Here is a 22939-nt window from a genome sequence, read left to right as displayed (position 1 = left end):
ACATCACCATGGAAAACATAAAACTAAGAGAAAAAATCGGGTATGGATTAGGAGATGCTGCTTCTTCCATGTTTTGGAAGTTATTCACAATGTATCTGCTATTCTTCTACACAGACGTGGTAGGTATCTCTTCGGCAGTGGTAGGAACAATGTTCCTTATCACACGCATTTGGGACACTTTCCTCGATCCGTTTGTCGGAATATTAGGCGACCGGACAAACTCACGCTGGGGTAAATTCCGCCCCTACCTACTATGGATAGCCATACCATTCGGCATCTGTGGTATACTGACCTTCTCATCTTTTGGAGATAACATGACTACCAAAATAATATTTGCCTATGCCACATATACCCTTATGATGATGGTATATTCATTAATCAATGTTCCGTACGCATCTCTATTAGGAGTAATGTCTGCCAATCCACAAGTACGCACAGAGTTCTCCTCCTACCGCATGACATTTGCTTTTGGAGGAAGTATTCTGGTACTATTCCTCATTGAGCCACTGGTTGATATATTCAGTAAAATGAAGATAACGGAAAATATACCTGACATCGCTTTCGGCTGGCAGATGGCTGCAGTCGTATTTGCGATTATGGCTAGTGGAATGTTCTTATTAACTTTTCTATGGACAAAAGAAAGAGTGCAGCCCATAAAGGAAGAAAAAGGATCACTGAAAGAAGATCTGAAAGATCTGGGCAGAAACAAACCCTGGTGGATTCTTTTATGCGCAGGAATCATGGCATTAGTGTTCAATTCTCTTCGTGACGGTTCTGCTGTATTCTATTTCAAATATTATGTAGACAGCTCCGATACATTCTCTTTCTCATTCATGAATAGTGCCATTACTCTAATCACGATCTACTTGGTATTAGGACAAGCCGCCAATATCCTCGGAATCATGTTTGTGCCATCACTCACCAAAAGAATCGGTAAAAAGAAAACTTATTTTGTAGCAATGGTTGGCGCTACCATTCTAAGTGTTTTATTCTACTTCCTTCCTAAAGATTTTATCTGGGGAATTCTTTGTTTACAGGTCTTAATAAGTATCTGTGCGGGTATTATTTCTCCTTTATTATGGTCTATGTATGCAGATATATCAGACTATTCCGAATGGAAAACCGGAAGACGGGCAACCGGCCTGATATTCTCTTCTTCGTCCATGTCTCAAAAGTTCGGTTGGACAATCGGAGGTGCTTTGACCGGATGGCTACTGGCCTATTTCGGTTTCAAAGCAAATGTAATCCAATCCGACTTTGCTCAAACCGGCATTTGTATGATGATGAGTATCTTCCCGGCAATTGCCACCATGCTATCAGCATTCTTCATTTCACGTTATCCGTTAAATGAAAAAAGATTATATGAAATATCAACAGAACTCGAAGAGAGAAGAAAAAAGTAAATTCATCACTAACCAACTAACCAATATGGCTCATATTCCAATTCGGTCCTATTTATATTTACTATTGGGCACAACCCTATTCTCATGTGTACCTCAAGAGCTAAAACCGCCATTTGAATTAAAATGTGAGAATATACCCGTTCCTGTAGGAGTAGATACTCAAACTCCCAGACTCTCCTGGAAACTTCCGCTACTAGAGGAAGATAGTATCAACAGAGTTGAAATATGGCTATCAACAGACAGTACTCAATTATCAGGCAGACAGTCCGGTTATTGGAACAAATCCATCATAGGAGCTCCCATAAGAGTCTCCTATGATGGACAACCATTAGATTCATATACAACATATTATTGGAAAATAGGCTATCAAACCTCTTCCAAACAGAAAACTACATTTTCTCCAATATCCTCCTTCACAACAGGATGTTTATCACCCGACAACTGGAAAGGGAAATGGATTACTGACAAACATGACATCACATACCGTCCGGCACCCTATTATAGAAAGAGCTTCCAATTAGACAAAACAATCGAGCAAGCCTTACTCACTATTGCATCGGCAGGCCTGCATGAGCTCTCTATCAACGGGCAACGGGCAGGAAATCATTTCCTTGACCCTATGTATACACATTTCGACAAACGTATACTATCAGTCACTCATGATGTTACGTCATTACTATCTCTGGGTGAAAATGTAATAGGAGTACAACTGGGGAACGGCTGGTATAATCATCAATCCACAGCAGTATGGTTTTTCGACAAGGCTTCATGGAGAAACCGCCCTAAATTCACAGCACAACTCCATCTGCGTTACACAGATGGAACAACAGAATATCTGGGTACTGACTCAACCTGGCAAACAACTGACAGCCCGGTTATTTTCAACAGCATCTATACAGCCGAGCATTATGATGCACAGAAAGAATTAGCAGGCTGGGACTCCCCCGGATTCAACGCTACCGGATGGTATCATGCACAAGAAACCGAATCGCCTACGGAAACGATCAAATCACAAGTTATGCATCCGATTCGTGAAACGGCCCGCTATACAGCAACTCAATGTAAAAAAATAAATGACAGCTGCTACGTCTATCATTTCCCCCAAAACATTGCAGGTGTCACCGAGCTAAAAGTGAAAGGAAAAAAAGGAACAAAACTGCGCCTGAAACATGGGGAACTTTTAGACAAAAACGGTATGGTAAACATGGCAAATATAGATTATCACTACCGGCCGACAGACGACAGCGATCCTTTTCAAACAGACATCGTCATACTTAGCGGAAAGCAAGATAGATTCATGCCCAAATTCAACTACAAAGGTTTTCAGTTTGTAGAAGTCTCATCATCTGCCCCCATTCAATTATCCGACGAAAATCTTATTGCAGTAGAAATGCACAGTGATGTTCCGATCATCGGCTACTGGTCTTCGTCATCCGATCTGCTAAACAAAATATGGAAAGCCACTAACAGTTCCTATTTAGCCAACTTGTTCGGTTACCCGACTGACTGCCCTCAACGGGAAAAGAATGGCTGGACAGGAGATGCACATATTGCCATAGAAACAGGATTATACAATTTCGATGGTATCTCTATATATGAGAAATGGATGAACGACTTTTGTGATGAACAAAAAGACAACGGAGTCCTCCCATGTATCATCCCAACTTCTGTATGGGGCTATGATTGGGCCAACGGGGTCGACTGGACGAGTGCTGTCGCCATTATCCCCTGGGAAATTTATCGATTTTACGGAGATACCACATTACTCCGCCGCATGTACGGACCAATCAAAAAATATGTCTCCTATATAGAATCCATATCAACCAATCATCTTACAGACTGGGGACTGGGCGACTGGGTACCTGTACGCTCAAAAAGCAATATAACCTTGACTTCCTCTATCTATTATTATACGGACGTCTGTATTCTGGCCAAAGCAGCCAGACTTTTCGGATATGCCGAAGATGCCTCCTATTATAACACGCTGGCACAAAAAATAAAAGAGGCTATCAACACCAGTTTTCTCAATAAGGAAACAGGAATATATGCAGAGGGAACACAGACAGAACTTGCCATGCCATTATACTGGGGAATCGTTCCGGAAGAAGATAAAAAGAAAGTTGCTGCCAGACTACATGAATTGGTAGAAAAAGACGATTATCATCTGGACGTCGGTTTATTAGGAAGCAAGGCCCTACTTTCCGCCCTGTCAGATAACGGATATGCGGAAACAGCTTACAAAGTCGCATCACAAGACACCTATCCTTCCTGGGGGTACTGGATCAAACAAGGTGCTACAACTCTACATGAAAATTGGCGGACAGATGTCGTTATCGACAACTCATATAACCATATTATGTTCGGAGAAATAGGAGCATGGCTATACAAAGGACTGGGAGGAATTCAGATAGATGAAAAACATCCCGGATTCAAGCATATTTTGCTAAAACCTTTCTTTCCGGCAGACATGAATGAACTTACCATACGCTATAATACTCCCTATGGCTGGTTAAATATCAACTGGGTTCGTCAAACTAATGACTGCATCCGTTATACAATCGATATTCCGGCAGGCACTTCTGCAACATTTGTTCCTTTTACAATGCCAGAACCCCAAAAATCGATAACTTTACAAGCCGGAAAACATTCACTTGAACTTGATTTTATTCACCAATTAATCAATCAACGATAACTATGTACAAAAGAATCACCTTATTCACATTCATTTGCCTGCTCGCTTTAGCAGGAATAGCCCAAAATAAAGACACTTATACCATTTTATTATCCGGAGCATCTTTTGCCGAACCTAACAATAAGTGGTTTGAAATGGGATGTCGTGCCCTTCACGCCATCCCCATCAATCGGGCTGTAAGTGCAGAATCTATTGCTCACACTGCAAATAAAATGCTGGACGGCACTCTCTATACCCCGGAAGAGTTCGATAACATTGATGTATTTGTCTTGATGCAAGTACATGAAAAAGACGTATATAACGAAGCAAACTTAAAAGAGAACTACAAGGATTATAAAACTCCTTTTGATGCTTCCGACTATGCCGTTTGCTATGATTATGTCATCAAGCGCTACATATCAGACTGTTATAACCAGAAATTTAATCCAAAATCCAGATATTATAACACTCCTTATGGGAAACCTGCTTCTATTGTCTTATGTACTCATTGGCATGACAGTCGTCCGATATTCAACACTTCGGTCCGAAAACTGGCAGAAAAATGGGGATTCCCAGTAGTTGAATTCGACAGATACATCGGATTCTCCAAAAACCAGAAACATCCGGTTACAGGAAAACAATATAGCCTAATTTACACTGGGGATTCACAAGAGACTCATGGAGAAGTATTTGGATGGCATCCGCCACATGGAGAACATTCATTTATTCAACAGCGCATGGCTGCAATCTTTGCCGATACGCTTCGTAAGATATTGCTTCCCAAAGAATATATTAATGAATAATCACCAAATACTCATCGGATGAAAAAACTTCTATCATTAACAGTTTGCTTGTTATTTGTCCTATCACAAATAATGGCACAGCTTTCCGTACCTTCTTTCTTTTCAGACCACATGGTGCTGCAACGTGAGAAGCCAATCAATATATGGGGAACTGCCAGTGCCGGTGAGCGAATTAGCGTAACATTAGGAAATGCTCAAAAGAGTACCCGAACCGATAAAAATGGAAAATGGTCAGTCAGCCTGCCCCCTATGCAAGCCGGTGGACCGTATACTCTAAATGTAAAAAGCCTCAAGCAGACTTTATCATTTACAGATATTTTAATCGGTGAAGTATGGATTTGTAGCGGACAGTCAAATATGGAGTTTCGTCTGCGTAGCGCTAATCATGCTACCGAAGAAGTCGCAGCTGCCAATTACCCTCAAATCCGTTCATTCAACGTAATTCAAGAAATGGGGCACACTCCTAAAACCGACTTAAAAGGTAAATGGGAAGTATGTTCACCCGCCTCCGCTTCTGATTTTTCAGCTGTCGGCTATTTCTTTGCGCGTGAATTATACCAAAAACTCAATATTCCTATCGGATTCATCAACTCCTCATGGGGTGGTACGGACATCGAAACCTGGATGAGCATGGAAGTGATAGAGCATTTCCCGAAATATGAAAAATCATTAGCCCGTATGCGCTCTTCTGAATTCGAAGAATACATCAAGCACAGTGACAAAGTCAAAAAAGAATTCGAACAAGCCATCATAAACGAACCGGGAGAAAAAGAGAAATGGTATTTAGAAAACACCCCTACAGAAAACTGGAAGGAACATATTGTTCCGTCATTATGGTCAAATGAAGAGTTATCCGGTATAGATGGAGTTGTATGGTTTACTTATCAGTTTTCCATACCGGCCAACTGTTTAGGACAGGATGCAGAATTGAGTCTCGGTACTATCGATGACGATGACATTACCTGGGTTAACGGACATGAAGTAGGACGAACGGTAGGATATGACCTGAAACGTTTATACAAGATCCCGGCAGAAGTATTAAAGGAACAGAATACCATCACTATTAAAATATCCGACTATCGTGGAGGAGGTGGCCTATATGGTCCTAAAGATGAAGTATACCTGAAAATCAACAACCGAATTTTCCCTTTGTGTGATAATTGGAAGTATAAAGTTGCAGTATCGAGTGCACAATATGATTATGTAGAATATGGTCCTAACGCTTTTCCTTCTTTGCTGTTCAACGCAATGATTCATCCGCTGGTAGGTTTGGGGATGAAAGGGGTAATCTGGTATCAGGGAGAAAACAATGCCGCCCGCGCCAACGAATACATTGATTTATTTCCGGCTTTAATTAAAGACTGGAGAAGCAGATGGAATAACGAATTCCCATTTTATTGGGTTCAATTAGCAAACTTCATGTCTCCGGCCAAGCAGCCTTCCGAAAGTCATTGGGCAAACCTGCGGGATACACAGTCGAAGACACTGGCCTTACCACATACAGGACAGGCCGTCATTATAGACATCGGTGAAGAAAATGACATACATCCCCGCAACAAACAAGATGTAGGTAAACGACTTGCTTTGCATGCTCTCCACAATGATTACGGATATAACTCTATTGTTTGCACCGGCCCGATATTCCAGTCGGTAAAAAGAATCGGAGATGCACTGGAGATCACCTTTAACGCTTGTGACGAGCAACTAGTAGCTCGTAATAAATATGGCTATTTATCAGGATTCGCCATTGCCGGCGCAGATGGAAAATACCAATGGGCACAGGCTAAAATCGAAAACAATAAAGTAATAGTATGGAATAAGGAAATACAGCAACCGGTCTCTGTACGATATGCTTGGGGAGATAATCCCGATGATGCTAACTTATACAACGCAGCCGGTTTACCTGCCTCGCCTTTCGAAGGACACATCAGCCAATAAACGGCCTACAAAAACAGAAAAAGAATACCGGCAATGAATGTATGATCATCATTTCCGGTATTTTTCATATTTACAGTCCACTCCCTAATCGTCCAGAGACGATATTTTCTCTTTCCGGCGCGTTGTAATTTAAAGATTATCACGTATCTTTGCCTGCTCAAATCATAAATACGAGATATGGCTATTACAATCAAAAAAGTCTCCACAAAGAGAGAACTTAAGAAATTTATCCGTTTCAATTACAGAATGTACAAGGGTAACCCTTACTCTGTGCCTGACCTCTATGACGACATGCTTAACACCTTCAACAAGAAGAAAAACGCAGCATTCGAATTCTGTGAAGCAGATTATTTCCTCGCATACCGGGACGATAAAATAGTAGGACGTGTAGCTGCAATCATCAACAATCAGGCGAACGAGAAGTGGGAATGTAAAAACGTTCGTTTCGGATGGATAGACTTCATCGACGATCCCGAAGTATCATCCGCACTTATCAAAACAGTGGAAGAATGGGGAAAAGAACGGGGTATGACTCATATTGCCGGTCCTCTCGGATTTACTGATTTCGATGCGGAAGGAATGTTAGTTGAAGGATTCGACCAACTTAGCACCATGGCTACTATCTACAACTACCCATACTATCCTGTACACATGGAAAAGTTAGGCTTCGAGAAAGACGCCGACTGGGTGGAATACAAAATCTACATACCGGATGCCATTCCCGACAAGCATAAACGTATCTCCGAACTGATCCAACGAAAATATAACCTCAAGATAAAGAAATATACTTCCGGAAGAAAAATAGCCAAAGACTACGGACAGAAGATTTTCGAGCTGATGAATGAAGCATACAGTCCTCTTTATGGCTATTCTCCGTTGACACAGCGGCAAATCGACCAATACGTGAAAATGTATCTGCCGATCCTTGACTTACGGATGGTTACACTGATTACTGATGCCAATGACGAACTGGTCTGTGTAGGTATCTCCATGCCATCTCTCGCCGAAGCTTTACAGAAATCACACGGGCGTCTGTTGCCACTCGGATGGTTCTATCTGTTAAAGGCACTATTTATGAAACGCCGTGCCAAAATGCTTGATCTGCTACTCGTTGCAGTGAAACCGGAATATCAAAACAAAGGTGTTAACGCTTTGTTATTTTCCGATTTAATTCCAGTTTATCAAAAATTAGGTTTTATCTTTGCGGAAAGCAACCCCGAACTGGAACTGAACGGAAAAGTTCAGGCACAATGGGATTACTTTGAGACTCAACAACATAAGCGCCGCCGTGCGTTCATCAAAGAGATAAAATAAAAAACAGCTATGGAAGAGAACGAATTGATACCTGTAGACAACAACAATGCAGTAGAGTACACTGACGACAACATCCGTCACCTAAGTGACATGGAACATGTACGCACACGCCCCGGTATGTATATCGGAAGGCTGGGCGACGGTGCACATGCCGAAGACGGAATCTATGTCCTCCTGAAAGAAGTAATTGACAACAGTATTGACGAGTTCAAAATGCAAGCCGGTAAGAAAATCGAGATTACCGTTGAAGAAAACCTCCGTGTCAGCGTACGTGACTACGGACGAGGCATCCCGCAGGGAAAACTCATCGAAGCCGTCAGCATGCTGAACACTGGTGGTAAGTACGACAGCAAAGCGTTTAAGAAAAGTGTCGGACTAAACGGTGTCGGTGTGAAAGCCGTCAATGCCTTGAGCTCCCGTTTTGAGGTACGCAGTTACCGCGATGGCAAAGTACGTATCGCCACTTTCTCAAAAGGAAACCTGCTGACCGACGAGACGCAGAATACCGAAGAAGAAAACGGAACTTACATCTTCTTCGAACCGGATAATACATTATTCCTGAATTACTGTTTCAAGCCTGAATTTATTGAGACAATGCTACGTAATTACACGTACCTCAATACCGGGCTTGCCATTATCTATAACGGACACCGTATCTTGTCGCGCAACGGCCTGGTAGACCTTTTGAACGACAATATGACGGCAACCGGACTTTACCCGATCATCCACCTGAAAGGGGAAGACATCGAAATCGCCTTCACGCATACCGGACAATACGGAGAAGAATATTACTCCTTCGTCAACGGTCAGCATACTACCCAAGGAGGTACGCATCAGAGTGCTTTCAAGGAACACATCGCCCGCACCATCAAAGAGTTCTTCAACAAGAACATGGACTATACCGACATTCGTAACGGACTGGTTGCTGCCATTGCCGTCAATGTGGAAGAGCCTATCTTTGAGAGTCAGACGAAAACGAAGCTGGGTTCTACCAATATGGTTCCCGGCGGAGTGACAGTCAATAAATATGTAGGCGACTTTATCAAACAGGAAGTGGACAACTTCTTGCACAAGAATGCGGATGTAGCCGAAGCGATACAACAAAAGATCCAAGAATCCGAGAAAGAGCGTAAAGCCATTGCAGGTGTAACCAAACTTGCCCGTGAGCGTGCAAAGAAAGCGAACCTGCACAACCGCAAATTACGTGACTGCCGTATTCACCTCAACGACCCGAAAGGAAAAGGACTGGAAGAAGACTCCTGCATCTTTATCACCGAGGGGGACTCTGCAAGTGGTTCCATCACCAAAAGCCGTGATGTGAACACGCAAGCAGTGTTCAGTCTACGTGGTAAACCGCTGAATTCTTTCGGGTTAACTAAGAAAGTGGTCTACGAGAACGAAGAATTTAATCTGCTTCAGGCAGCCCTGAATATAGAAGATGGCTTGGACGGACTACGCTACAACAAAGTCATCGTAGCAACCGATGCCGATGTGGACGGTATGCATATCCGCCTGCTATTAATTACTTTCTTCCTGCAATTCTTCCCTGACCTTATAAAAAAAGGCCACGTATATATTCTGCAAACGCCTTTGTTCCGTGTACGCAATAAGAAAAAAACAATCTATTGTTATAGTGAAGAAGAGCGTGTCAATGCAATTAACGAACTAAGCCCGAATCCGGAGATCACGCGATTTAAAGGTTTAGGAGAGATTTCACCGGACGAGTTCAAGCATTTCATCGGTAAAGACATGCGTCTGGAGCAAGTTTCTTTGCGAAAGACGGATGCAGTGAAAGAACTACTTGAATTCTACATGGGTAAAAATACCATGGAACGACAGAACTTTATTATAGATAATCTGGTTATAGAAGAAGATTTGGCATCATGAGAAAAGCAATATTCCCGGGTACTTTTGACCCCTTCACCATCGGACATTATTCGGTAGTGGAACGTGCACTCACCTTTATGGACGAAATCGTGATAGGAATCGGTATCAATGAGAACAAGAATACATACTTTCCCATTGAGAAAAGAGAGGAAATGATTCGGGAACTTTACAAGGATGAGCCTCGTATAAAAGTGATGTCCTACGACTGTCTGACCATTGATTTTGCGCAGGAAGTAGGAGCCAGGTTTATTGTCCGCGGTATCCGTACAGTGAAAGATTTCGAGTATGAAGAAACGATTGCGGACATCAACCGCAAACTGGCAGGCATTGAAACCATCCTGCTCTTCACAGAACCGGAACTGACTTGCGTCAGCTCGACGATTGTACGCGAATTATTGACTTATAATAAAGATATCAGCCAGTTTATTCCCAAAGGAATGAGGATAAGTTGAGAGTTGAGAAGGATGCAGGCGTATCTGTGCCCGGTTGTTAATACTCGGCTATTAATATAAAGTAAGATTATGAATAAGATTAAAATATACGTCCTTTTGGCTTGCCTGTGGGCAGTATCAGCCTTACAGGCCCAAAATTTCGGTTCTGAAGCCATGCGCAAGCTACAAATGGCAGAGTTCGCAATCTCCCATTTCTATGTAGACAAAGTAGATGAAGACAAGTTGGTGGAAGAAGCCATCATCAAGATGCTGGCACAACTCGACCCGCACTCTACCTACTCGGACGCAGAAGAAGTGAAGAAAATGAACGAACCTCTTCAAGGTAACTTCGAAGGTATTGGAGTTCAGTTTCAGATGATTGAAGATACCCTGTTAGTAGTGCAACCCGTCAGCAACGGACCCTCCGAAAAAGTCGGCATCCTTGCCGGTGACCGTATTGTTGCGGTCAATGACAGCGCCATTGCCGGAGTGAAAATGAGTACGGAAGATATTATGAAGCGTCTTCGTGGTCCGAAAGGCTCTAAAGTCAACCTGACTATCGTTCGTCGTGGCGTGCAAGATCCTTTATTGTTCACTGTGAAAAGAGATAAAATACCTATCCTTAGCCTCGATGCTTCTTACATGATTCAGCCTAAAACAGGTTATATCCGCATCAACCGCTTCGGAGCAACCACTGCCGAAGAATTCAAGAAAGCAATGACAAGCCTTCAGAAACAAGGTATGAAGGACCTGATTCTCGACCTGCAAGGAAACGGAGGAGGTTACCTGAATGCAGCCATCGACCTTGCCAACGAATTCCTGGGGCAAAAAGAATTGATTGTCTACACGGAAGGACGGACTGCCAAACGCAGTGATTTCTACGCCAAAGGAAACGGAGATTTCCGTAATGGACGTCTTATCATCCTAGTAGATGAATATACGGCTTCCGCCAGCGAAATTGTCAGCGGTGCAGTGCAGGATTGGGATAGAGGAATTATCGTAGGACGCCGTTCTTTCGGCAAAGGATTGGTGCAACGCCCTATCGACCTGCCGGACGGCTCCATGATTCGTTTGACTATTGCGCGCTATTATACTCCATCGGGACGTTCCATCCAGAAACCGTACGACAGTACTGTCGATTACAACAAGGATCTGATAGAACGTTTCAACCACGGTGAACTGATGAATGCTGACAGTATTCACTTCCCTGATTCACTGAAAGCACAAACCAAGAAGCTAGGACGCACTGTTTATGGCGGAGGGGGTATCATGCCGGACTATTTCGTACCTATCGATACTACTCTTTATACGGATTATCACCGTAATCTGGTAGCTAAAGGAGCCGTGATTAAATTCACCATGCAGTTTATCGAAGGACACCGGAAAGAGTTGAAAAACAAATATAAAAAATTCGAATCGTTTGATGAAAAGTTCGTAGTCGATGATGATATGCTCGCTACTTTAAAAGAAATAGGAGAGAAAGAAGGAGTGAAATTCAATGAAGAACAATATCAGAAGTCGCTTCCCCTTATCAAGACGCAGCTTAAAGCACTGATAGCCCGTGACCTTTGGGATATGAACGAATATTTCCAGGTAATGAATACCACCAATGAGAGTATACAAAAGGCGCTGGAGATACTGAATTCGGATGAGTATCAGAAGAAGCTGAAACAGGGTATTCAGTAAACAATCATAAGACATCATTTTTCAGTTCGGTGGACATATATACTCACTATAGTGAAAAAATATCTATCATAAGTATCATTCATTTTGATACTCTTCTCATTATCAAAGAAATAAGTATGATAGATAGCTTTTAAAAAAGGTATCTATCATACTTTTACCAGCAAAAACAGGTTATCTATCATCTACAAAATAGCCGAATAAAGGCCCTATATGCATAAGATAGCTTGTTTTTGTTGAATAGTTTAATTCTCCCCTGCCCTATATCTATCAGATAGAACAAGGCGTATAAATACCTCAAACAAGCAGAGATAGTTTGCTTTTCTCCCTGATATAGTTTATCTTTGTTACCGATATAGTTCATTCTTCATGGCCGTGGCGGATTCCTACCACGGCCGTGGAAAGATACTACCACAGCCATGAAGAGATCTCTCCACGGCCGTGGGAAACTAATGATAAAGGCACCGGAAGACAACTATCCCTATGCCTTAGTCCAAGAATAAAGGCAGGATAACTTATAAAAGCCGCTTGATAGCAAACAAACAACAGCTATATAACACCCTCCCCCTAAGTCCGAAGATGATCGATTAGCTTTGCAACAACAGAAAACAATGTCCTTATAGGCTTGCAACGGTAAATTAAAGGTACGTAGTAATGTATAAGGCAAAAAACAAATAAATAATGGCAATACAATTTGAATTGTACAAGACTCCCCGTCCCAAGGATGAGGAAGACAAAGAAGTGTATCACGCACGTGTAGTCAACTTCCAACACATTGACACAGACTATTTGGCAAAAGAAATCCAGATAGCAACTTCTCTAACTGAAGGGGATGTAAAGTCAGTTCTCGAATCCCTAAGTCATTTTATGGGGGATCGTCTTCGGGAAGGACAAAGCGTCCATCTGGATGGCATCGGTTATTTCCAGATAAAGCTGAATAGTCAAGAACCTATCACTTCGCCCAAACTAAAAGCGAATCAGATAAAACTCAAAGCCAACATCAGCTTTAAAGCGGACGTCAAACTGAAAAAGTCTGTCAGTGTTGTTCATGTGGAGCGAAGTAAACTGAAACCCCATTCGGCTGTCCTTTCAAATGACGAGATAGACAAATTGCTGACAAACTACTTCAAGAGCAACCCTGTATTAACCCGTCGCGACTTTCAAGGATTGTGCGGCTTTACCCCTACCACTGCCGCACGGCAAATCAAACGGCTGAAAGAGGAGGAGAAGAAGTTGAAGAATATCAATACTTATTATAATCCGATTTATGTGCCGATGCCAGGATATTATGGCAAGGCGGAGATGAAGACAGATGAATAAAAGGAACAAACATAATACAGAAATAAAATGAAATCAGAAGAAATAAAAGAGCTATTTAAGCAGTTTGAGAGCATTGTTTGCGAATACAACAAAGTGGAATGTTGGAGTGCGAGAGAACTTTATCCATTGTTAGGATATTCTCAATGGCGTAACTTCCTGTCTATCATAGAGAAAGTAAAAGATGCATGTAAAAATGCCGGAGAAAATATTGCATACCATTTTGCTGACGTCAGCAAAATGGTTATATTAGGTTCAGGCGCTGAAAGAGAAGTAGATAACATCTTTCTGACCCGTTATGCCTGCTATCTGGTAGCACAAAATGGAGATTCTCGAAAGCAAGAAATTGCCTTTGCTCAAAACTACTTTGCAATACAAACGCGCCGTGCAGAATTAGTAGAGCAACGTTTAATAGAATATGAACGTGTCCAAGCACGTACCAAACTAGCCGAGACAGAGAAACTTCTCTCGGGTGTTTTATATGAAAGAGGAGTTGACAATCAAGGATTCGCCATTATACGTTCCAAAGGAGATAAAGCACTGTTTCACATGGACACCAAAATGCTAAAACGTAAACTTGGCGTACCTGATAGCCGACCATTGGCTGATTTTCTTCCGACCATCAGCATAAAAGCCAAAGACTTTGCCGCAGAAATGACCTCTGTGAATGTTCAGCAAAAAGACCTATACGGACAAACTGCCATTGAAAATGAACATGTTGACAATAATGTCGCAGTCAGAGATATGCTTGTTGGTAGAGGCATATTTCCTGAACAAATTCCTGCAAATGAAGATATTGCGGCAGGGGTATTTCTCTAAAGAAAAACGTTTTAACACATTCTTTATAAATCTGATTTATAATAAAGGAGGGGAGGAACCTATTAAAACAGAGCCTGTTAGGCAGCATCTATAAAAAGGATTTACAAGCAGCAGTCGTGCGAACTAAGTCATTCCCTCAATTCTTCAGTCATTGTTTTTAGTAATGACCTGCTGTCACTTAACGGCAAATCCGTAGCTAAATCCCAACTCATCATACCTTTCAGCTTCTGTTCCTTTGCATAACGGGTTTTGATACGAATGTTATCCTGACCGTCAAACACATAAGTATCTCCCTGATAGATCACTTCATTCTGTGCAGGACTCGTAACCAATCCATTCTGTACAAAATTGAAATAAGCCTCTGTCTTCTTTGAATTATCTTTGGTCACCCCATAAAAAGGAACTCCTGCTACCAGTTTTTCCCTCGGAATGCCATACTCCAATACCATCTGTATATCCGAACAATATTTCTCTATCGGAAAACGAACCGGTGAAGGACCATAGCACTGAAGTGAAATAAAATCAACAGCTTCAATAGCTTCCTTACTAATCTTATAACAAACAGGATGCAGAGATACACTGAAAAGATACTTGTCTCCCAACACTTCCCGCATCTTCAGGATAGCCAAACTATAATCTTTATATTCTTTCTCATTTTCCGCCCACTCAAAATCAAGATCAATGCCATCCAGTTTATTCTTTTCCAGTACAGTCTTTATGTTCTTTGCAAACGTCGTACGAGCGGCCTCATCGGCCACCATCGCTTTCCATTCGCCACTGGAAGCTCCCAAACGTATTTTCACTTTTGTACCTTTTACTTTTGCACGAACCGATTTAATCAAACCTTCCCAAGTGGTCACCCCTTTTCCCTGAAATACACGTGGATTCTCAAAAGACAATGATCCGTCTTTATTAGGATGAACATTCAAGAAAATAAGGTCGTCACTTGCCCGCAAGCTTTCTGTAGAGATACGACCACGGTTGTAAAAATTACCCCGCACATAAGAACTGACCATATAGTCTTGCTGTGCAAACAATGATAATCCAACAAACAAAAAAAAGAAGAATACAATTTTTCTTAGCATTAGCATAATGATTGATAATTAAAACGTTTAGATTGCAAAAATACGCATATCAAAGGGAAACAGATGTTCAAAAACAACTATAATACTTCCAAAAATCAACATAAAGTTTTCTATTCAGAAATTTACAACAGATAAATATTGAATTCTCTAACATCATCCAAAGGGATAAGAATAATATTTGCAGGTTTCTACTAAAACATAAATAAAAGAAAGAGTTCCATTTTCCGCAAAAAAAGCCTATCTTTGTTCCGTTAAGATAATAAATCACGCATAAAACTCATGCCAGGAGATTCATTTTGCATACAATATACCAACTGTACGGGATGTCCAAAAAATGTTGAGAATATCCTTGTATATAGAAACTTACCTAAAGGAGAGCATATCCCCAAGGATAAGTGTACGCAGAATTGTATGCTTTTTATGATAAAGGGCGAATTACTTATCAATAGCGAAGAGCATCCCGGAATAACGTTACGCGAGAAACAAATTGTTTTGCAAGCTATTGGCTCCAAGGTCGAAATACTGGCACTGACAGATGTTGAATATGTTGTCTACTGGTTCAACGAACTGCCTTTGCTTTGCGAAGACCGATATAAGGAAATGATGGAACAGGCGGAAGCTCCTTTGACCTACACTCCACTGATTATGAGCGAAAGGCTTTACCACCTTGTCACCAGTATGCCCGAATTCCTCGCTGAAGAAAACCCTTGCAGCAAGTATATCGACTTAAAATGCAAAGAACTGGTTTTCTTGATTACCAACTTCTATCCGCTGCCCCAACTGGGTTCATTCTTCTATCCGATCAGCACTTATACGGAAAGTTTCCACTATTTCGTCATGCAGAATTACAGCAACGTGAAGAACGTGGAAGAATTTGCGCATCTGGGAGGATATACGACCACTACTTTCCGCCGCCTTTTCAAAAACCTCTATGGTGTGCCCGTATACGAATGGATACTGGAAAAGAAACGGGAAGGAATCCTGGAAGACCTGCAGCACACCAAAATGCGAATCACTGAAATCTGTAACAGATACGGATTCGACTCCCTGTCGCATTTCGCACACTTCTGTAAAGACTCTTTTGGCGATACCCCACGCGCTTTACGCAAAAAAGCAGCCGGTGGTGAGAAAATCGGAAAGGTACAATAAACAGTCCCATCCTACTAATGTGCCAATCAGTTGCACCATGCGCGCATACTGGCTGGCATATTGACACATTGGCGCATTGATCTATTATTAAAGAATTATTTCTTTAATTCCTTGCTCAATCAATCTATTTCCCCTATTTTTGCAGTCCGTAAGAGGTGTAAAACGTCGAAATTTTAGTTCTAACAATTAAATAATTTAAATTCAATCATTTATGTGGTTAAGTAATTCATCTGTAGGAAGGAAAGTGGTGATGAGCGTTACCGGTATCGCCCTTGTCCTGTTTCTAACATTTCACATGGCGATGAACTTGGTTGCAATCATCTCGGCTGATGGTTACAACATGATTTGTGAGTTCCTGGGAGCAAACTGGTATGCGTTAGTGGCTACCGCAGGACTAGCCGCTCTTTTTGTGATTCACATCATCTACGCATTCTGGCTGACAATGCAGAATCGCAAAGCGCGTGGTAGCGAACGCTATGCAGTGGTTGACAAACCAAAAACTGTAGAATGGGCATCTCAAAACATGTTGGTGCTGGGTCTGATCGTTATCGTAGGTCTTGGTTTGCACCTCTTCAACTTCTGGGCAAAAATGCAGTTGCCGGAACTGATGCACAACATGGGCATGCACGCTGATACACTGACGCTGGCTTATGCCGCTAACGGTGCTTATCACATCCAGCAGACTTTCTCTAGCCCGGTTTACGTAGTTCTTTACCTCGTTTGGCTGTTTGCTTTGTGGTTCCACCTGACTCACGGTTTCTGGAGCTCTATGCAATCACTGGGATGGAACAACAAAGTATGGATCAATCGTTGGAAATGTATTTCTAACATCTATTCTACGATTGTTGTACTCGGTTTCGCACTGGTAGTAGTGGTATTCTTCGTGAAAACACTGATTTGTGGCGGTGCTTGCTAAATAGTAAATTGTAAATGATTAAATTGTAAATAATATTATGATCAAGATAGATTCAAAAATTCCAGAAGGCCCGGTGGCTGAGAAATGGACCAACTATAAAGCTCACCAGAAATTGGTGAACCCCGCTAATAAACGTCGTTTGGACATCATCGTTGTGGGTACGGGTCTGGCAGGTGCTTCTGCCGCTGCTTCACTTGGTGAAATGGGTTTCAGAGTATTCAATTTCTGTATTCAGGATTCTCCCCGTCGTGCACACTCTATCGCTGCACAGGGTGGTATCAATGCTGCAAAGAATTATCAAAATGATGGTGACTCGGTTTACCGTCTGTTCTACGATACTGTAAAAGGTGGCGACTATCGTGCCCGTGAAGCAAACGTATATCGTTTGGCTGAAGTGTCTAACGCTATCATCGACCAATGTGTAGCGCAAGGTGTTCCTTTCGCTCGCGAATATGGCGGTACACTGGATAACCGTTCTTTCGGTGGCGCACAGGTATCCCGTACTTTCTACGCTAAAGGCCAGACTGGTCAGCAGTTGCTGCTGGGTGCTTACTCTGCATTGAGCCGTCAGGTAAACGTAGGTACTGTTAAACTGTATACCCGCTACGAAATGCAGGATGTTGTCATCGTTGACGGACGTGCCCGCGGTATCATCGCAAAAAATCTTGTAACAGGCGAATTGGAACGTTTCGCCGCTCACGCTGTAGTAATCGCTACCGGTGGTTATGGTAACGCTTACTTCCTGTCTACTAACGCTATGGGTTGTAACTGTACAGCTGCTATCTCTTGCTACCGCAAGGGTGCTGTATTCGCAAATCCTGCATACGTTCAGATTCACCCGACTTGTATTCCGGTACATGGCGACAAGCAGTCTAAGCTGACTTTGATGTCTGAATCTCTCCGTAACGACGGTCGTATCTGGGTTCCGAAGAAGAAAGAAGATGCTGTAAAACTCCAGAAAGGCGAAATCAAAGGAAGTGATATTCCGGAAGAAGACCGCGACTATTACTTGGAACGCCGCTATCCGGCATTCGGTAACCTAGTTCCGCGTGACGTTGCCAGCCGTGCCGCTAAAGAACGTTGCGACGCTGGTTTCGGTGTAAACAACACAGGTTTGGCCGTATTCCTCGACTTCTCTGAAGCTATCAACCGTTTGGGTATCGACGTTGTTCTTCAACGTTATGGTAACCTCTTTGATATGTACGAAGAAATCACTGACGTTAATCCGGGCGAACTGGCTAAAGAAATCAGTGGTGTGAAATATTATAACCCGATGATGATTTATCCGGCTATCCACTATACAATGGGTGGTATCTGGGTAGACTACGAACTGCAAACCACTATCAAGGGTCTGTTCGCTATCGGTGAATGTAACTTCTCCGACCATGGTGCAAACCGCCTCGGTGCTTCTGCATTGATGCAAGGTTTGGCTGACGGTTACTTCGTATTGCCTTACACTATCCAGAACTATCTGGCAGACCAGATCACTGTTCCTCGTTTCTCTACCGATCTTCCTGAATTCGCTGAAGCTGAAAAAGCTGTTCAAGCTAAGATCGACAAGTTCATGAGCATCCAGGGTAAAGAATCTGTTGATTCTATCCACAAGAAACTGGGTCATGTCATGTGGGAATATGTAGGTATGGGACGTACGGCAGAAGGCCTGAAGAAAGGTATCGCCGAACTGAAAGAAATCCGCAAGGAATTCGAAACGAACTTGTTTATCCCCGGTTCTAAGGAAGGTATGAACGTAGAGCTTGACAAAGCAATCCGTCTGTACGACTTCATCACTATGGGTGAGCTTGTTGCTTACGATGCATTGAACCGTAACGAAAGTTGTGGTGGTCACTTCCGTGAAGAATACCAGACTGAAGAAGGAGAAGCAAAACGTGATGACGAAAACTTCTTCTATGTAGCATGCTGGGAATATCAAGGTGATGATGAAAAGGCTCCGGTATTGCACAAAGAACCGCTGGTATACGAAGCTATCAAGGTTCAGACTCGTAACTACAAGAGCTAATCGGTGAAGTTAAACATTTAAAAGAATTAGAAGAAAATGGATAAAAATATATCATTTACACTGAAGGTATGGCGCCAAGCTGGTCCGAAAGCTAAAGGTGCTTTTGAAACCTACCAAATGAAAGATATCCCCGGTGATACTTCCTTCCTCGAAATGCTGGATATTCTGAACGAACAGCTCATCAGCGAAAGAAAAGAACCGGTAGTATTCGATCATGACTGCCGCGAAGGTATCTGCGGTATGTGTTCTCTTTACATCAACGGACACCCGCACGGTCCTGCAACAGGTGCTACTACTTGCCAAATCTATATGCGTCGTTTCAACGACGGTGATACCATCACTGTTGAACCTTGGCGTTCGGCTGGTTTCCCTGTCATCAAAGACTTGATGGTAGACCGTACTGCATACGACAAGATTATGCAAGCTGGTGGTTATGTAAGCGTACGCACAGGTGCTCCGCAGGATGCTAACGCTATCCTGATCGCGAAACCTATCGCTGACGAAGCTATGGATGCTGCTTCTTGTATCGGTTGCGGTGCTTGTGTAGCTGCATGTAAGAATGGTTCTGCTATGTTGTTCGTTTCTGCAAAAGTTAGCCAGTTGAACTTGCTGCCGCAAGGTAAACCGGAGGCTTTGCGTCGTGCAAAAGCTATGTTGTCAAAGATGGACGAACTGGGATTCGGTAACTGTACAAACACTCGTGCTTGTGAAGCTGAATGTCCGAAGAATATTTCTATCAGCAACATCGCTCGCTTGAACCGCGACTTCATCATCGCAAAATTAAAAGACTAGAAATTGCTAGATTTCAATAGCGAGAGCTTAATTTGATTAATGACAGAATCCCCTGCCGGCTAGTCCGACAGGGGATTTCTTTATGTATGAGTAGATCACAATTATTATTAATACGGATCAGTAACATGAACTTTTAATTCATAAGTTTCACCGATTTCACCTTATAGCCAGAACTGTTATGAATGAGAGAATTACGGGTGAAAGCGAGGATTGAAATAAGGTAAAATCATTCGTTACCACTTTCACCTGTCTTATTAAAATATCCCTTGAGCTAAAACAATTATCATTATAGCTAATCCGGATATGCTTATAGCAAATCCGCTTTCAGGTATTAATGAGTGAACTGTGCGGATGTAATACTTTGGCCACCAGGTCTTAACACCTTAGTTCTCATGTGTTAATACTTGAGTTGTTGCATCTATATATCCAGCATCTTGGAGCTATATATCCAACACCTTGGAGCTATATGTCCAACAGTCGGTATGAATAAACTCAATAGGTGAAACCGGGAAGGTTCAGTTTCGCCTGAATTTCTCCCTTGCTTTCACCCGCTGTTACCTTATTCATCGGCATTTAGAGAATTGGGTGAAACCGGTGAACCGCAATTATCTTACATAGTTGCATTTATGAAATGTCTTGCCTACGTAAATTACGTGGAGAGGCACCAAAAGATTTCTTGCAGAAATTAGAAAAATGGGGTAAAGATTCAAAACCATATTTATAGCATATCTCCGAGATGCTACATTTAGAGTTGTTCAAGTCGTCCAGAATGCCCTCTTTACGTCTCGCCAGCATCCATTCATAAACAGGTTCATGAAAGACGTTATTGAAGATACGACGGAATGTACTAAGGGTATATCCACCCAATTGTGCCAGTTCTTCCACTGTCTTTACTTTCTTATAGTTTTGAATAACGAAGTATTGGAAACTATTTACATATTTAGAGAGTGGATGCACCAAGCTCGAAAGATCATAATCGGAATAATAGTATCCCAATACAAACGCCAATTCTTTTCGTTTCAGAGATAGCAAATCCCGACAGACTTTATCTCCTTTCAAATAAGTAATAGACCCATTGAGGAAATATTGCAGTTCTGGAATTATTTTTAATGGAGTATAAATAAGTGGAGGAGATACTTCCTTCATGATATGATTGAAACGGAAATCACAAAACAGTTCGGGCTGAATAAAACGATAATAAATGCACTCACATTCAGTCATAGCAAGCATCTCAAACATAGAACCAATGGCCTGAAGGATAAATTCACCTTCCTTAAGCATTGTCCCCGCATATTCCTTACTATTGACCAGTATTTCTCCCTTCATCAAAAAAAGGATAAGATTTTCTTCACACTTTTGAGCCGGTTTATGAAAACCACGCTGATAAATCACATGAGTAATGGCATTACTCACCGCTTTTGGACATATTTGACAATCCCAGGTTCCTTGACAAATAGATGGCATACGCTGACTGTGTTTGTGTTTGTTTATGCTGCCAGCAAAAATATATGAAATCTTTCATATTGCCATAAAAAAAGAGAGAAAAGTGAAAAAGAGGTTATGTTATATCGTTATATCAAAATAGAACTGTATAATTCATTAATTTTATACAGTTCTATTTATCAATCTAAACCATAAATTTCAAGATTAAACAACCCAATCAAAGACATGCCAAATGCTGTCCACTTCTATGCTCTACTCCCCTTATTCAACATCTTTATTTACTGGAGTATCATCATCATTCGCCCATGGGCCAACCTCTGGAGCAAAAGTCATGGTAGCTGCATTGTTTGCCAATTTTAAAGTATAACGAACTTTCTTACCTGCTTCCCATGCAGCAGTTTCTTTTAATGGAATTACTGTATTTTCTGATTTCGAAATCTCCGTTTCTCCATTATAAACAGAATAACTTATTTTAATTTGGGCTGCATCTGTCATTGCCTGTGGCATTAACATTAAAATACCATTTTGTTGGTCAAGCTGAACAGCTGTCGTAGAACTTGAAACAGAAGCATTTGATGCAATAGTATAAGCATATTTTCCTGTTGTTTCACTGCCAGCAGTCCACTTACCTGTTTTAAATGAATAAACGCCACTCTCTGCAACTCCTTCAATTGATACAGAGCTTATTTTATACGTACTATTGTCAGCTCCAATTACAGAAAAATTGACTTGTGTAAGAGCATGAGTAAAAGTAAGCTGAAGAGCCTCTGCCATTTTCTTCTTATCATTAGCTTGAGCTACAACAAAATCCTTTTGGGATTTGACATCAGAAGCAATAGTATATTTCAAAGTAGGAAGTCCTGCCGAAACACTATATTCTGTTACAGCATCGTCTGTTGCATAAGCAAAAAACTGTACATAGTCATTTAGTGGCCAATAATATGTACCAGTAAAGATCCAATTCTCTCCTGAAGAAGTTACCGCCAATCCCTCAGGTATAATAGAGTTAGTTAATTCTAAGCCTTCAGAACTAATAATATTAGCACCAGTATTATAAGCATATACAGTAAACCCACTACTCCGTAAACCCGTAATATCTGTCACTGCAGCTCTTGTTGTTTTACTTACAATTGTATTAAATACAATTTCGGATTTTAGTCCAGTACTTTCAAACTCTTCATTTTGTGAGCAACCCGTAATTGCTAAAGCAGCTGTTACTGCCAATAAAATTTTCTTCATAACTGTATTTTTTAAGTTTATAATATTGTTAT

17 protein-coding genes are annotated in these 22939 nt (G+C 41.7%); 14 read left to right on the top strand and 3 right to left on the bottom strand.

What is annotated here, in order from left to right; all coding sequences use genetic code 11:
- Window positions 1-8: 8 nt before the first annotated feature.
- The 10 genes from LPH68_RS12045 (at window position 9) to dinD (ending at window position 14266) form a co-directional block, all read left to right on the top strand.
- Window positions 9-1403, top strand: a complete 1395-nt coding sequence (locus LPH68_RS12045) for an MFS transporter (protein ID WP_004298410.1) — start codon at window positions 9-11, stop codon at window positions 1401-1403.
- Window positions 1363-4095, top strand: a complete 2733-nt coding sequence (locus LPH68_RS12040; protein ID WP_008016098.1) for an alpha-L-rhamnosidase — start codon at window positions 1363-1365, stop codon at window positions 4093-4095. The genes LPH68_RS12045 and LPH68_RS12040 overlap by 41 nt, the downstream gene beginning before the upstream one ends.
- A 2-nt stretch (window positions 4096-4097) precedes the next feature.
- Window positions 4098-4877: a DUF5040 domain-containing protein gene (locus LPH68_RS12035; protein ID WP_004317074.1), complete on the top strand. Its 780-nt coding sequence runs from the start codon at window positions 4098-4100 to the stop codon at window positions 4875-4877.
- A gap of 18 nt (window positions 4878-4895) precedes the next feature.
- On the top strand, window positions 4896-6815 hold the full coding sequence (locus LPH68_RS12030; protein ID WP_004317073.1) for a sialate O-acetylesterase: 1920 nt from the start codon (window positions 4896-4898) through the stop codon (window positions 6813-6815).
- A gap of 177 nt (window positions 6816-6992) precedes the next feature.
- Window positions 6993-8129, top strand: a complete 1137-nt coding sequence (locus tag LPH68_RS12025; RefSeq protein ID WP_004311086.1) for a GNAT family N-acetyltransferase — start codon at window positions 6993-6995, stop codon at window positions 8127-8129.
- Between the two features lie 9 nt (window positions 8130-8138).
- Window positions 8139-10016, top strand: coding sequence for a DNA topoisomerase IV subunit B (locus tag LPH68_RS12020; protein ID WP_004317072.1), 1878 nt, complete (start codon window positions 8139-8141; stop codon window positions 10014-10016).
- Window positions 10013-10468: a pantetheine-phosphate adenylyltransferase gene (coaD, locus tag LPH68_RS12015; protein WP_004311084.1), complete on the top strand. Its 456-nt coding sequence runs from the start codon at window positions 10013-10015 to the stop codon at window positions 10466-10468. The genes LPH68_RS12020 and coaD overlap by 4 nt, the downstream gene beginning before the upstream one ends.
- A gap of 69 nt (window positions 10469-10537) precedes the next feature.
- On the top strand, window positions 10538-12133 hold the full coding sequence (locus LPH68_RS12010; RefSeq protein ID WP_004317071.1) for a S41 family peptidase: 1596 nt from the start codon (window positions 10538-10540) through the stop codon (window positions 12131-12133).
- Window positions 12134-12811: 678 nt separating this feature from the next.
- Window positions 12812-13450: an HU family DNA-binding protein gene (locus tag LPH68_RS12005; protein ID WP_004317070.1), complete on the top strand. Its 639-nt coding sequence runs from the start codon at window positions 12812-12814 to the stop codon at window positions 13448-13450.
- 27 nt (window positions 13451-13477) lie between these two features.
- Window positions 13478-14266, top strand: a complete 789-nt coding sequence (dinD, locus tag LPH68_RS12000) for a DNA damage-inducible protein D (protein ID WP_004317069.1) — start codon at window positions 13478-13480, stop codon at window positions 14264-14266.
- 128 nt (window positions 14267-14394) lie between these two features.
- On the opposite strand, the gene LPH68_RS11995 is transcribed toward dinD, so the two are convergent.
- Window positions 14395-15357 (bottom strand): glycoside hydrolase family 18 protein, encoded by a 963-nt coding sequence (locus LPH68_RS11995; RefSeq protein ID WP_008770536.1) that lies wholly within the window; start codon window positions 15355-15357, stop codon window positions 14395-14397.
- Between the two features lie 273 nt (window positions 15358-15630).
- Between LPH68_RS11995 and LPH68_RS11990 the strand changes: the two genes are divergently transcribed.
- From LPH68_RS11990 to LPH68_RS11975, 4 genes are all read left to right on the top strand, one after another.
- Complete coding sequence (locus LPH68_RS11990) at window positions 15631-16500, top strand: AraC family transcriptional regulator (RefSeq protein ID WP_004317067.1); 870 nt, start codon at window positions 15631-15633, stop codon at window positions 16498-16500.
- A 211-nt stretch (window positions 16501-16711) separates the two neighbouring features.
- Window positions 16712-17416 carry a succinate dehydrogenase/fumarate reductase cytochrome b subunit gene (locus tag LPH68_RS11985; RefSeq protein WP_004298481.1) on the top strand — a complete coding sequence of 235 codons (705 nt, stop codon included), beginning with the start codon at window positions 16712-16714 and terminating at the stop codon, window positions 17414-17416.
- Between the two features lie 37 nt (window positions 17417-17453).
- Window positions 17454-19433, top strand: a complete 1980-nt coding sequence (locus LPH68_RS11980; RefSeq protein WP_004298483.1) for a fumarate reductase/succinate dehydrogenase flavoprotein subunit — start codon at window positions 17454-17456, stop codon at window positions 19431-19433.
- Between the two features lie 36 nt (window positions 19434-19469).
- The gene (locus LPH68_RS11975; protein ID WP_004298485.1) at window positions 19470-20225 is read left to right on the top strand and encodes a succinate dehydrogenase/fumarate reductase iron-sulfur subunit; all 756 of its coding nucleotides are present in this window, start codon (window positions 19470-19472) and stop codon (window positions 20223-20225) included.
- A gap of 624 nt (window positions 20226-20849) precedes the next feature.
- Here LPH68_RS11975 and LPH68_RS11970 read toward each other — a convergent pair.
- Window positions 20850-21689: an AraC family transcriptional regulator gene (locus LPH68_RS11970; RefSeq protein ID WP_004322970.1), complete on the bottom strand. Its 840-nt coding sequence runs from the start codon at window positions 21687-21689 to the stop codon at window positions 20850-20852.
- Between the two features lie 240 nt (window positions 21690-21929).
- The gene (locus LPH68_RS11965; RefSeq protein ID WP_055234470.1) at window positions 21930-22907 is read right to left on the bottom strand and encodes a fimbrillin family protein; all 978 of its coding nucleotides are present in this window, start codon (window positions 22905-22907) and stop codon (window positions 21930-21932) included.
- Window positions 22908-22939: the final 32 nt, after the last annotated feature.

The sequence above is a fragment of the Bacteroides sp. 1_1_30 genome, assembly GCF_020982715.1.
GTDB lineage: Bacteria > Bacteroidota > Bacteroidia > Bacteroidales > Bacteroidaceae > Bacteroides > Bacteroides xylanisolvens.
Note: the sequence above shows the minus strand (reverse complement) of the source record. Positions and strands in the feature narration are given on the sequence as shown.